Origin of the sequence: Corynebacterium frankenforstense (assembly GCF_030211955.1) — a bacterium.
GTDB lineage: Bacteria > Actinomycetota > Actinomycetes > Mycobacteriales > Mycobacteriaceae > Corynebacterium > Corynebacterium frankenforstense_A.
This window is the reverse complement of the sequence record NZ_JASODI010000031.1, coordinates 1-13105: the sequence shown is the minus strand read 5'-3', so window position 1 is coordinate 13105 and position 13105 is coordinate 1. Positions and strand designations below refer to the sequence as shown.

Annotated in this window: 9 protein-coding genes, 1 tRNA gene, 1 other RNA gene and 1 CRISPR repeat array; of the genes, 9 read left to right on the top strand and 2 right to left on the bottom strand. The window is 71.4% G+C overall.

The window, feature by feature from the left end; all coding sequences use genetic code 11:
- Window positions 1–47: 47 nt before the first annotated feature.
- A CRISPR array of direct repeats spans window positions 48–2271; the repeat unit is 28 nt; unit sequence GTCCTCCCCGCGCCAGCGGGGATGAGCC.
- A gap of 85 nt (window positions 2272–2356) precedes the next feature.
- Window positions 2357–3127 (bottom strand): queuosine precursor transporter, encoded by a 771-nt coding sequence (locus QP119_RS11230; protein WP_284776227.1) that lies wholly within the window; start codon window positions 3125–3127, stop codon window positions 2357–2359.
- 40 nt (window positions 3128–3167) lie between these two features.
- Here QP119_RS11230 and gluQRS point away from each other — a divergent pair, with 40 nt between their 5' ends.
- Window positions 3168–4118, top strand: a complete 951-nt coding sequence (gene gluQRS / locus QP119_RS11225) for a tRNA glutamyl-Q(34) synthetase GluQRS (RefSeq protein ID WP_284776225.1) — start codon at window positions 3168–3170, stop codon at window positions 4116–4118.
- 128 nt (window positions 4119–4246) lie between these two features.
- A complete protein-coding gene (locus QP119_RS11220) occupies window positions 4247–4912 on the top strand; it encodes a YczE/YyaS/YitT family protein (protein ID WP_284776223.1) in 666 nt (221 codons plus the stop codon).
- Between the two features lie 289 nt (window positions 4913–5201).
- Here the strand turns inward: QP119_RS11220 and QP119_RS11215 are convergent.
- Window positions 5202–5288 (bottom strand) — tRNA-Ser (locus tag QP119_RS11215).
- Window positions 5289–5412: 124 nt separating this feature from the next.
- Here QP119_RS11215 and ffs point away from each other — a divergent pair.
- The 7 genes from ffs to QP119_RS11180 form a co-directional block, all read left to right on the top strand.
- An RNA gene (gene ffs / locus QP119_RS11210) (signal recognition particle sRNA small type) lies at window positions 5413–5507 on the top strand.
- 266 nt (window positions 5508–5773) lie between these two features.
- Window positions 5774–7045 (top strand): aminotransferase class I/II-fold pyridoxal phosphate-dependent enzyme, encoded by a 1272-nt coding sequence (locus tag QP119_RS11205; RefSeq protein ID WP_284776221.1) that lies wholly within the window; start codon window positions 5774–5776, stop codon window positions 7043–7045.
- 43 nt (window positions 7046–7088) lie between these two features.
- Complete coding sequence (locus tag QP119_RS11200; protein WP_284776220.1) at window positions 7089–7709, top strand: suppressor of fused domain protein; 621 nt, start codon at window positions 7089–7091, stop codon at window positions 7707–7709.
- A 9-nt stretch (window positions 7710–7718) separates the two neighbouring features.
- The gene (locus QP119_RS11195) at window positions 7719–10958 is read left to right on the top strand and encodes a DNA polymerase III subunit gamma and tau (RefSeq protein ID WP_284776218.1); all 3240 of its coding nucleotides are present in this window, start codon (window positions 7719–7721) and stop codon (window positions 10956–10958) included.
- Between the two features lie 147 nt (window positions 10959–11105).
- On the top strand, window positions 11106–11435 hold the full coding sequence (locus QP119_RS11190) for a YbaB/EbfC family nucleoid-associated protein (protein ID WP_284776228.1): 330 nt from the start codon (window positions 11106–11108) through the stop codon (window positions 11433–11435).
- A 123-nt stretch (window positions 11436–11558) separates the two neighbouring features.
- Window positions 11559–12215 (top strand): recombination mediator RecR, encoded by a 657-nt coding sequence (gene recR, locus QP119_RS11185; RefSeq protein WP_284776215.1) that lies wholly within the window; start codon window positions 11559–11561, stop codon window positions 12213–12215.
- A gap of 275 nt (window positions 12216–12490) precedes the next feature.
- Window positions 12491–13105, top strand: a 615-nt coding sequence (locus QP119_RS11180) for an adhesin domain containing protein (protein ID WP_284776213.1), incomplete at its 3' end; no start/stop codon positions are given.

The following is a 13105-nucleotide window of genomic DNA, read 5'->3' as shown; positions in this document are numbered from 1 at the left end:
AGCGGGGATGAGCCGTTGTGAAGTATTTGGCCGAATTGGCCGATATGGTCCTCCCCGCGCCAGCGGGGATGAGCCCCTCATGTTCGAGACAAGCAACTAGGAGGCGAAGTCCTCCCCGCGCCAGCGGGGATGAGCCACCCACACCACCCCGCCCCGGCCCCGCGTGTCCTCCCCGCGCCAGCGGGGATGAGCCCAACACCATCGCCGCAGGCCACTGCGCTACCCTAGTCCTCCCCGCGCCAGCGGGGATGAGCCGCGTTGGACTTTCACCGCCACCACTGGAGCCGCGTCCTCCCCGCGCCAGCGGGGATGAGCCCCTGCTGGGAGTCAGCATGAGCACGATGTATCAGTCCTCCCCGCGCCAGCGGGGATGAGCCCTCGGCTGCGGTGGCGTCGCCGGCCTGGATGGGGTCCTCCCCGCGCCAGCGGGGATGAGCCCAAGCACTTCACGCCCGGCCGCGGTGGCCGCACGTCCTCCCCGCGCCAGCGGGGATGAGCCCCCGGAGGTGGCCTTAATGACCCCGTCGCGGGCGTCCTCCCCGCGCCAGCGGGGATGAGCCCCGCGCCCGAAGAAATCATTTTCTGCATTTCCTGTCCTCCCCGCGCCAGCGGGGATGAGCCGGGCAGCTCCTGCGGAGACCAGGCCATCAGTCGGTCCTCCCCGCGCCAGCGGGGATGAGCCTCGAGCGCGTCCTGCGCCTTCTGCAGGTCGGTCGTCCTCCCCGCGCCAGCGGGGATGAGCCCACGTCATCCTGCAACCCCCTACTCTGCGCCGAGTCCTCCCCGCGCCAGCGGGGATGAGCCGTGCGCGCTAGCCTCGCGTGTCACCCAGATGTCGTCCTCCCCGCGCCAGCGGGGATGAGCCCGATCATCGAGGACCTCGAGAACGCGAAGCTGGGTCCTCCCCGCGCCAGCGGGGATGAGCCCACCGTCATGGGCTGGGCGAATGATCCGCACGCGTCCTCCCCGCGCCAGCGGGGATGAGCCCATGGGGTCTCCTTCCTATCGGCGGGACAGACTGTCCTCCCCGCGCCAGCGGGGATGAGCCCGCCGCATGACCACCTTTGTCGTCACTGAACCAGTCCTCCCCGCGCCAGCGGGGATGAGCCCACGAAGGAGGCTTCCACCGAGGAGTGTGCGAGGTCCTCCCCGCGCCAGCGGGGATGAGCCGTGCCCCTTGCGGAGGTGGTAGGGGCAGGCGGTCGTCCTCCCCGCGCCAGCGGGGATGAGCCGTTCGGGTTTGTGTGGCAGTTCCACGCCGGTGGGTCCTCCCCGCGCCAGCGGGGATGAGCCCTCCGCACGCACCGACACCAGCTCCTTCCGCAAGTCCTCCCCGCGCCAGCGGGGATGAGCCGACCCTGTCCCGCGACCCGAACATCGAGATTGGCGTCCTCCCCGCGCCAGCGGGGATGAGCCCCGACAGCTCACCACCCGCGGCCGTCAAGCCGTGTCCTCCCCGCGCCAGCGGGGATGAGCCGGTAGGTTTTGTAAGCGAGAGAGACCACCGAAAGTCCTCCCCGCGCCAGCGGGGATGAGCCCCCTCGCACTGACCGCACTGCCCGCACGTCGCTGTCCTCCCCGCGCCAGCGGGGATGAGCCGGTAGGGGTGGGCTTAGTTAGTGTGCGCCTACCGTCCTCCCCGCGCCAGCGGGGATGAGCCCGCCTGGGTAGACATCCGAGGTTTCGTCACTGTGTCCTCCCCGCGCCAGCGGGGATGAGCCCCTGGGACCGCCTAGAAAGATATGACCATGCTCGTCCTCCCCGCGCCAGCGGGGATGAGCCCCGGCCGCATCCGCAACTGGGACACCAGCCGAGGTCCTCCCCGCGCCAGCGGGGATGAGCCGCTCGCGGCGAAGGCGACGAGGAGACCTGCGACGTCCTCCCCGCGCCAGCGGGGATGAGCCCTTGTGGGACGCGATCGGAGGCATGGCCCGCGGGTCCTCCCCGCGCCAGCGGGGATGAGCCCCATGAGCTTGATCTGATCTGCCGTGTTCGACGGTCCTCCCCGCGCCAGCGGGGATGAGCCCACATATTCTTTTCCGCCGAATAGCTTGCCCAGCGTCCTCCCCGCGCCAGCGGGGATGAGCCGAGGAGGCCGGTGTGGATCGCGCCGCACACCGCGTCCTCCCCGCGCCAGCGGGGATGAGCCCACGGTTGGCCTGCTGGTGGCGCGACAGTTGCCGTCCTCCCCGCGCCAGCGGGGATGAGCCCTTGTGGACACGGGCGACGTAGGCCTTCGCCACGTCCTCCCCGCACCAGCGGGGATGAGCTGACGTGGCGGTGCGGGTGTCACCCGTGCCGGCCGTTTCCCGCGCCAGCGGGGACTCGCCGTGAGACAACCGCGCCACCGAACCGCTCAGACGGCGCCGACCGCGCCCCCGCCCCCGTTCCACTCGACCTCGCGCCGCTTGACGTGCCGGATCACCGCGTAGGTCACCGGCAGCACCACGACCTCGATCAGGGTCTTCCACAGGAACCCGACCACCACGTAATTCAGAGCGTCACCCGCGGTCGCGATCCCGATCACCGGCGCGGCGATCAGGCAGAACAGCAGCGTGTCGGTGAACTCGCCGACCACCGTCGACCCGATCAGCCGGGCCCACATGTTCGAGGGGCCCAGCCGGCGCTTCATGCGCACCAGAACCCACGAGTTCAGCAGCTGCCCGACCAGGTACCCGGCCAGCGATGCCAGCACGATCTGCGGCACCAGCCCGAGCACCAGCGAGAAATCGTCCTGGTTCTCGTAGAAGCTCGCCGCAGGCAGCCAGATGGCCACGTAGAAGCACACGACCGCCAGCGCGGCGACGGCGAAGCCGGTGAGGATCGCGCGCCGGGCGGCGCGGAAGCCGTAGACCTCGCTGAGCACGTCGCCGAGCACGTAGGCGGCGGGGAAGAGGAAGAACGCGCCGTCGGTGACCAGCGGGCCGATCTCGACGCCCTTGGTCGCCAGGATGTTAGAGATCAGGAAGATCGCCACGAAGGCCGCGACGATGACGGGGTAGTAGCTGCGTTGGACGGGTATGAAGCGGACGGTGTCGGGGGCGCCCGCCGCGCCGGCGCCCGCGGAGGCCGCGGTTCCGGAGGCGACGGGCCGCCCAGACCCGTGCGAGGATTCTGTGTTGGACATGTCCCGCATCTTCCCACGCGAGCGCCCTAGGCTGGCAACCATGGCTGAACCGAGCACCTCCGCCGACGCCCCCGCACCCGCCGGCCGCTACGCCCCCTCGCCGAGCGGAGACCTCCACCTGGGCAACCTGCGCACCGCCGCGATCGCCTGGGCCGCCGCGCGCACCACGGGCCGCCGCTTCCTCATGCGCGTCGAGGACGTCGACACGCAGCGCTCCTCTCTCGAGTCCGCCGAGCGCCAGCTCGAGGACCTCGCCGCTCTCGGCCTCGACTGGGACGGCGAGGTCGCCTACCAGCACGAACGCTTCGGCGCCTACGAGTCCGCCCTCGAGGGGCTGCGCACCGCCGGCCGCGTCTACGAGTGCTACTGCTCGCGCCGCGAGATCCGCGAGGCCTCCCGTGCCCCGCACGTCGTGCCCGGCCACTACCCGGGCACGTGCCGGTCACTTTCCGACGCCGCGCGCGTCACCCGTCGCGCCGAACTCGCCGCCGAGGGGCGCACGCCCGCGCTGCGGCTGCGCGCGGACACGGACACCTGGCGCGTGCACGACGCGCTGGCCGGCGACTACACCGGCGAGGTCGACGACATGGTGCTGCGCCGCGGCGGCCAGCAGCCGGACTGGGCGTACAACCTGGCCGTCGTCGTCGACGACGCCTGGCAGGGCGTGGACCAGGTCGTCCGCGGCGACGACCTGCTGGCCTCCGCTCCCAGGCAGGCGTACCTCGCGCACCTGCTCGGCCTGCCGGAGGTGGAGTACGTGCACGTGCCGCTGGTGCTGGGCCCGGACGGCAGGCGCCTGGCCAAGCGCGACGGAGCGGTCACGCTGCGTGAGATGCGTGCCGCCGGGCGCACGGTCCCGGAGATCGTCGGGCTGATCTGCGCTTCGCTGGGCTATCCGGGCGTGGACTCGCTGGCGGGCCTGGCCGAGGTCTTCGACCTCAACCAGCTTCCCCGCGAGCCCTGGACCTGGAGCCCCGACGCCGGGGCCTGAGCCCCACGCCCGGCGTCGGGCACCGGCCGGGAGTGGACCGCGCGCGGGGGCATGCACGGGGTACGCACACACTTGCGTCATAACGTGAACTTCGGAGTACGGTCCACGTTCATATGAAAAATGAAGATGTGAAGAATTTCACCCCGCGGCTGGAGGACCGCTTCCCGCTGCTCGTCCGCTGGCTGCTGTTCCTGCTCGGCGTGGCCGTGATGTCCCTGGTCATCGCCCTGACGATCCACGCTGACCTGGGCACGACCCCGATCTCCACCCCGCCGGCGGCGCTGGCCGCCTGGAATCTGACGGTGGGGCAGTGGACCATCATCTTCAACGCGCTGCTCGTCGTCATCCAGATCGTCCTGCTGCGCCGGGGCTTCACCTTCATGGGCTACCTGCAGGTCGGCGTGGCCGTCGTCTTCGGCCTGCTCTGCATCCTCTCCCTGCGGATGACGGACTTCCTCGCCCCGGAGGCTTACTGGCAGAAGTGGGTGCTCGCCCTCATCGGCTCCCTCGTGGTCGCCGTCGGCGTGTTCATCGAGGTCCTGCCCGGGCTCCTCTACGTCCCCGGTGAGGGCGTGATCTCCGCGATCGTGACCGGCTGGAACTTCGGCACCGTCAAGCAGTGCTTCGACTGGTCGCTGGTCATCCTCGCGGTCGTGCTCTCGCTCATCCTCAACGGACACATCGTCGGCGTGCGCGAGGGCACCGTCTTCGCCGCCTTCGCCGTCGGCGCGATCGTGCGCGTCCTCCAGCGCCTGGACGCCGAGCGCCTGCGCAAGAAGCAATTCGGCTACTGACGCCGCCCGGCACCCCGCACACCGGCACCCCGCACACCGGCGCTCAGCCCGCGAGCACCCCGCCCACCGGCCCCAGGGCCAAAGGTTGCATGTGCTGGACGCTCAAATGCCGAGTTTCAGCGCCTGGCACATGCAACGGTCGTTGCAGTAGGGGAGGGGTGCCGGCGGTGGGGGGAGGGGCGACGGCGCGGGGTGGAAGCGCGGCAGCGGGGGCGCCGGTCGCCCACGGAAGACCAGCGCACAGAAAAGGACCGCCACCCGGTCTCCCGGGCGGCGGTCCTTCCAACTGCGGAGGATGTGGGATTTGAACCCACGTGGGAGGGTCACTCCCGCACGCATTCCAAGCGTGTGACATAGGCCGCTAGTCGAATCCTCCAGCGTCACAGGCGGGGCGTGCCCCGTCGTGCTGAAGAAATCGTACACGGCGTCTGCCGCCGCGGCCAAATCAGCAGGCGCGCACCGCGTCTTGGCCTCTCTCCGGATCTCGGCTAGAGTGGGGGTCCGGATCTCGCGCGGCGTGTATCTCGTGAACTCCCCCAGGGCAGGAATGCAGCAAGGGTCAACGGGCTCTACCGGGTGCGCGGGGTCCCCTTATTTTTACGGGCCGCCGGGGGGCGGCCCACTTTGCCGCCGAGGGACGGCCCACCCGCCCGCAGAGCGCAGCCGCACCCGGTCACAGGAGCCGGCCCCGCACACGCGCACGGGTGCACCCCGTCGTAGCCGCTGTACGATGTGTGGGCGCGACGCGCGCGGCCTCCGGGTGGCGCGCGACACGCAGAACCACACAACTGATCCGACACGACAATGATCCGACACGACAACCGCGTGCGCACGCGGCGCGGGGAAGGAATCTGAGGGACTATGTCGCTCACCGACATGACGGACGAGAAGCTCACGGAGCTCGCCGAGAAGGTCCGCGCCGAGTACGACGACCTGAAGGCGAAGAACCTCAACCTGAATCTGACCCGCGGCAAGCCGTCGGCCGAGCAGCTGGACTTCGCCGACGAGCTGCTGGCCCTGCCGGGGCGCGGCGAGTACACCGCCGCCGACGGCTCGGACGTGCGCAACTACGGCAACCTCAAGGGCATCCCGGACATCCGCGCCATCTGGGCGGAGCTGCTGGACCTGCCCGTCGAGCTGATCTACGCCGAGGACTCCTCGAGCCTGAACATCATGTTCGACCTGGTCAGCTGGTCGTGGATCTTCGGCAACAACGACTCCGAGCGCCCCTGGTCGGCCGAGGAGCACGTCAAGTGGATCTGCCCGGTGCCGGGCTACGACCGCCACTTCACCATCACCGAGCACTTCGGCATCGAGTTGATCCCGGTCCCGCTCAACGAGGACGGCCCGGACATGGACGCCGTGCGCGAGCTGGCCCGTGCCCCCGAGGTCAAGGGCATGTGGCTGGTGCCCGTCTTCGCCAACCCGTCGGGTGTGACGGTCTCCGAGGACGTCGCCCGCCAGCTCGCCGAGATGGAGACCGGCGCCCCGGACTTCCGCATCGTGTGGGACAACGCCTACGCCGTGCACACCCTGACCGATAAGTTCCCCGAGAACCACAACGTCATCCGCTTCGCCGAGGAAGCCGGCAACCCGAACCGCTTCTGGTTCATGGCCTCGACCTCGAAGATCACGCACGCCGGCGCGGGCGTGGCCTTCTTCGCCTCCTCGCCGGAGAACCTGTCCTGGTACGCCTCGCACGCCTCGGTGCGCGGCATCGGCCCGAACAAGGTCAACCAGCTGGCCCACGCTCGTTACTTCGGCGACGCCGAGGGCGTGCGCACGGTCATGCTCAAGCACGCCGGCTCGCTGGCCCCGAAGTTCAAGGCCGTGCTCGACATCCTGCAGGACCGCCTCGGCGAGTACGAGGTCGCCTCCTGGACGAAGCCGACCGGCGGCTACTTCATCTCCCTGGACGTCATGGACGGCACCGCCGCCCGCGTGGTCGAACTGGCCCGCAACGCCGGCATCGCCCTGACGGGTGCGGGCTCCTCCTTCCCGCTGCACCAGGACCCGAACGACCGCAACATCCGCCTGGCGCCCTCGCTGCCGCCGGTCGACGAGCTCGAGGAGGCCATGAACGGCGTGGCCACCTGCGTGCTGCTGGCGGCCCTGGAGAAGCTGGACAAGTAACCCCGATAACCGGCGGCGCCCCGCGGCGCGGAGAGGCAGGCGCATGGACGCGCGCGAGACCCTGGACTGGCTCAACGGCATCCTGCCGGCGCCGCTGACGGTCGCCCGCGGCGGCGACTTCCGCGTCGGCCTCCAGGAGGCCGAGGGCCACGCCGTGGCGTGCACGACCGACTTCGCGCGCGTCGAGACGGGACTTGCGGCCGCCGACGAGCAGGGCGTCGACGTGCGCTGCGAGCTAATGGCCGTGGCGGGTTCCGCCTCGATTTCCGACGCCGCGCTGGCAGCCGTGCGCGTCGTCGGCACCGCCGCCGCGGTGCTGGCCGAGGGCGGCCTGCCCGCGCAGCCGGGCACCGTCCTCGACGGGCTGGCCGCCCGTGCCGGGCTCGCAGGGGAGACGACCGTGCGCCACGGCCTGCTGGCCCCGCCGACGGTGTGGGGCGGGCAGGTCCCGCAGGTCAACGAGGCCCCCGGCACCGTCCACGGGGAGGGCACCGACGCTTCGCGCGGTCGGCTGACCGCGGTGCTGCAGGTCGTGATGGTCACCGACGCCGAGGCGGAGCTGGCGCGGGCCGCCGGGCCGGAGCGCCTGCTCGAGGCGCTGGCCCTGACCGGGGCGGATCCGGGGGACTGGGCCCGCCCGGCCGGCGGTCCGGCCGCTGGGTAGGCTGGGCGCGTGTCGCTCTACCGCAAGTACCGCCCCGCCACCTTCGCAGAGGTTGTGGGCCAGGACCAGGTCACCAAGCCGCTGAGCGCCGCGCTCGACAGCGGCCGGATCAACCACGCGTACCTGTTCTCCGGCCCGCGCGGCTGCGGAAAGACGTCCTCGGCGCGCATCCTGGCGCGCTCGCTGAACTGCGTCAACGGGCCGACCTCGACACCGTGCGGGGAGTGTGAGTCCTGCCGCGCGCTGGCGCCGGGCGGGCCGGGCAACCTGGACGTCACGGAACTGGACGCGGCCAGCCAGGGCAGTGTCGAGGACATGCGTGAACTGCGCGAGCGGGCGATGTTCGCCCCGGCGGAGTCGCGCTACCGCGTCTACATCATCGACGAGTGCCACATGATCTCCGGGGCGGGCGCCAACGCGCTGCTCAAGGTGGTCGAGGAGCCGCCGGAGCACCTGATCTTCATCTTCGCGACGACGGAGCCGGAGAAGGTCATCGGCACCATCCGCTCGCGCACCCACAACTACCCGTTCCGGCTGCTGACCCCGCAGGCGATGCGCGGGCTGCTGCAGCAGGTCACCGCCGCCGAGGGGGTGACGGTCGAGGACGCGGTCTACCCGCTGGTCATCCAGGCCGGCGGCGGCAGCCCCCGTGACTCGCTGTCGATCATGGACCAGCTCATCGGTGGCTCGGGCGACGGCCACGTCACCTACGAGAAGGTGCAGCCGTTGCTGGGCCTGACCGACTTCACGCTCCTCGACGCCACCGTGGAGGCCCTGGCCGCCGGCGACGGCGCACGGTTGTTCTCCACGGTCGACGACGTCATCGAGAGCGGCATCGAGCCGCGGCGCTTCGTGGTCGACCTGCTGGACCGGATGCGCGACCTGATGGTCATCCAGACGGTGCCGGAGGCCTTCGACATGGGCCTGGTGGAGGCGCCCGCGGGGCGCGCGGAGGTGCTCAGCGCCCAGGCGGGCATGTTCAGCCCGACCGGGATCGCGGAGCTCGCCGACCAGATCAACGAGCGGATGCCGGAGATGAAGGGCGCGACCTCGCCGCGCCTGCTGCTGGAGATCCTGCTGGCGCACCTGATGATCACCGCGCAGGCCGCGGGCACCGGTCACGGCGTCGCCGCGGCCGGTGGCGGTGCGGGCGCCGGTGCCGCCGCCGGTCCAGCTAGCGGGGGTGCCACCGCCGGCGCCGGTCAGCCCGGCGGGCACAACCCGGGCTACGCCCCGCACGAGGCCACGGGCGGGTCCACGAGCCAGGCGCCGGTGCGCGGCAGCCGCGGTTCCCAGGCGGCCCGCGAGGCCATCGCGCGTGCCCAGGCCGCGCGCTCGCAGGACCGCTCCGAGCGTCCCGAGCGCCCGGAGGTTCCGCAGCGCCGGGTGCCGTCGCAGCAGCCTGCGCAGCCGCAGGAGCAGCAGGCTCAGTCTCAGGCTCAGCCACAGGCTCCTGCGCAGGAGCAGGGCCAGCAGGCACCGGCCCCCGAGGCCGCGCCCGCTGCCGAGTCCCAGGTCCGGCCTGCTGAATCCCAGGAATCCGCCGCGGCTCCCGAGCCCGCCCCGCAGGCCCGGCCCGCCGCTGAGCAGGCGGCGCAGTCGCCGCAGCCGCAGGGCGCAGCTGAGCCTGCACCGCAGTCGCAGGCTGAGACTGCCGCCGACTCCGCGCCCGAGACTCCGGAGGCCCCGGAGCCGCAGGACGCCGCACCGGCGGCACCGTCCGCGCCGGAGGCGCAGGCCGAGCCCGCCGCCCCGGCCGCGGCGAAGCCCGCCGTGCAGAACGACGACGAGCTGCCGGGCGAGGACGCCTCGGACGAGGAGCTCACTGAGGCGGTCCGCCGCCGGTGGGGCCAGGTCCGCCACGACGTGGGCAAGCGCAACCACATCGCCCAGATCATGCTCACCGAGGCCACCGTCCTCGGCGTGCGCGAGGGCACGGTCTACCTCGGCCACAACACCGGGGCGCTGGCCTCGCGCGTGAACGCCGAGAGCAACAACAAGGACATCGCCGCGGCCTTCACCGAGGAGTTCGGCCGCCCGCTGGCCGTCCAGTGCCAGGTGGGCACCGACCCGGTCGCCGCCGGGTTCAGCGCGCCGGCGACCCCGCAGCCGGCGTGGCAGCCGCAGACGACCGCGCGCGAGCACCAGGCGCCGTCCTCGGACAGCACCCACGAGGATGACTCCGCGGAGGGCGGCGAACCCGGGGTAAACCCGGCCGCTGAACGACAGGAACAGCAGCCCGCGCAGGAGCAGTCTGCCCGGGTGCAGCAGGCCGAGCAGGAACAGCACCCCGAGCAGGCGGAGCAGTCGGAACCGGCCGAGCCCGCAGAGTCTGAGGAACCCGCAGCGTCTGCGGAGTCCGCGGGGTCCACGCCCGGGCGGACCCCGGAGCCTGCAGCAGAGCAGCAGCTGGCGGTAGAGCCTGAGCATTCTCAGGAGCAGCCTGCGTCCCGGGCAGAACAGCCTGCGCAGAATCAGCCCCAGGCGCCGCAGCAGCCTGCGCAGAACCGGCCGCAGCAGACGCAGCGCCAGCCGCAGCAGACCCAGCCGGCCGCCCCGGTGTGGGGCGAGCCCGCCGCGCTCGGCGGTAGCGACGAGACGCCCGGCGGTCACGTCGCGGGCGCCGCGGCGGCGGGGGCCCGGGGCCCGAACGCGTCCGCTCAGCCCGCCGACCAGGCCGGCCGGCAAGGTCAGCCCGGCCAGCCCGGCCCGACCGCTCAGCCGACCCCGCCCGCGAACGCGCCACAAAACGGCCCGACCCCGCAGAACACGGCAGCCCCGACGGCACCGCGCGCCGACGCCACCCCGGGCACGCGCAGCGTGCCCGCCCCCGCGCCGACGCCGAACGGGACGCCGACGGCGGGCGCCGGGACGTCGGCAAGCGGAGGCGACGACACCGAGGCCCGCGTGATCTCGTTGCGCGGCGGGCGCAAGCTGCGCGTGCCGCACGCCGGCAACGGCCGGGGACGCCCCGCGCAGGGCCGGCGCTTCGGCGGCGGCGGGGGCCTGCGCGACGTGCCGCCGCCGCCCGAGCCGATGGACGACGACGTGCCCCCGCCGCCGGACCCCATGGACTACGGCGGCCCCGGCGGTCCTGCAGGCACCCCGCCCGCGCCCTACGACCAGCGCGCCGAGGAAGAGGACATGATGCGCGAGGCGTCGCTGCAGCCGGGCAACCTGGACCGCCGCGACGCGATGACGCTGGCGATGGAGCTGCTCAGCAAGGAGCTCGGCGCCAAGCCGATGTGACCGCCTGGCGCGACCGCACACCCCCGCAGGGGTGGCGCGGGCGCGCCGGGGGAACGGTAGACTGTGCCCGTCAAAGACACGATGAACCCGAGCCAGGAAGGTGCGACCGTGAACCAGCCCACCCCGCAGGACCAGCCCAACCAGGAGATGCCCGACATGCAGTCGATCCTGCAGCAGGCCCAGGAGATGCAGCAGCAGCTCCAGGCCGCCCAGCAGGAGATTCTCGCCACCGAGCTCGTCGGCTCCGCGGGCAACGGCCTCGTGGAGATCACGCTCACCGGCGGCGGCGAGGTCCGCGGCGTCAAGATCGACCCGAAGGTGGTCGACCCGGAGGACGTCGAGACCCTGCAGGACCTCATTCAGGGCGCCTTCGCCGACGGCCACGACAAGATCGGCAAGCTGGCCCAGGAGAAGCTCGGCCCGCTGACCCCGGGCTCCGGCCCGGAGGGCGACGCCGTCTCCAACCTGTTCGGCTAGGGAGCTTGCCGACGTCCCGTCGGCCCCCGTCCGCGCGCGTGCCGCGCCGTGGGCGGGGGCTTCCTGTTGCGTCGTTGCGGCGCATTACACTTGTGTGGTTCCGGAGGAAGGAAAGGATCGCCCGTGTTCGAAGGACCGTTGCAGGACCTCATCGACGAACTCTCGCGGCTGCCCGGGGTTGGCCCGAAGTCCGCGCAGCGCATCGCCTTCCACCTGCTGCGCGTCGAGCCGGAGGACATCAGCCGGCTGACCACGGCGCTCACGGCGGTCCGCGACGGGGTCAGCTTCTGCCGGATCTGCCGCAACATCTCCGCCGACGACGTCTGCCGCATCTGCGCGGACTCCACGCGCGACGCCTCCGTGATCTGCGTGGTCGAGGAGCCCAAAGACATCCAGGTCATCGAGCGCACCGGCGAGTTCGAGGGGCGCTACCACGTGCTCGGTGGGGCGCTCGACCCGCTGGCCAACGTCGGCCCGCGCGAGCTGAACATCTCGCAGCTGCTGCAGCGCATCGGCGGGGTGCTGCCGGACCGCGAGACCGCGGAGTCCACCCCGGAGGCGCCCGTCTACGAGGCCACCCCGGAGGTCTCCGAGGTCATCCTGGCCACCGACCCGAACACCGAGGGCGAGGCCACGGCCTCCTACCTGGTGCGCCTGCTGCGAGACTTCCCGGGGCTGAAGATCTCCAAGCTGGCCTCGGGCATGCCGCTGGGCGGCGACCTCGAGTTCGTCGACGAGCTGACGCTCTCGCGCGCGCTGTCGGGGCGCCTGACGGTTTGAGCCGGCGGGTTGAGCGGCCCGGCGGGCTGAGCGGTCGGCGGGGGATTCGGCGCGCTGTCGGGCCAGCGTGGTGGCAGGTGGGGGGAACGGTCACGAACTGTGCGGGAGCTGTGAAAGATTGCAATGAATCCTTGGCACCCACTTGAGCTGGGCTTATGCTGCCGGTAGAATTAAATCCTTAGAGATGGGGAAGTGAGAGACCTTCACCACCGACTACGGAGCGGTGTCGCCGGGTCTACCGGCAGGATCCGTGCAGAAAGCTGAGGAAAATCAATATGAAGTTCCGTTACCGGGCCCGTTCCGGGATGGCGGTCCTGTCGGCGTTGACCGTCGCCATAGCCGGCGCGGTCGTCGTGCCGGATTCGCCGCTTTCCGGGCTCGTCGCCCCCGCCGCCGCAGCGTCACTCAGGGATGAGGCCATCAGCGTCGCCGACCAGAAGGTTTCCGCGCTGCGCGCCGGCGACTGCACGGTCTCCCTGAACAGCAGGACCAGCGACAGCGAGCGTGACGCGAACGGCGTGACCACCTGGACCTTTAACCCGCATCCGACCACGCCGGAGAACACGCGCAACTTCGGGTTCACCACCAGGATCGACGGCGGGGGTGACCGCACCTTCAACCAGATCTATGGCGGGGACTCGAAGCGGACGGGCGCGATCGGGGGAGGCAGGTTCGCGGACTATCGTTTTCTGGAGCCCGGTGAGCAGGTCACCTCATCCCACCCCCGGGTCAATCGCGGACTGAAAGACGCGGTCAAAGATGCAGACGGCGAGGTGATCGAGAAAGGCGAACACGAAGAAGTCAACAGTCGGCGGCGGGATCAAGCGGTTAATGCGCCACGATTGAATATTTGCTGGAGTATCTCACGTGGGGTTGCTCCGCCGAGGACT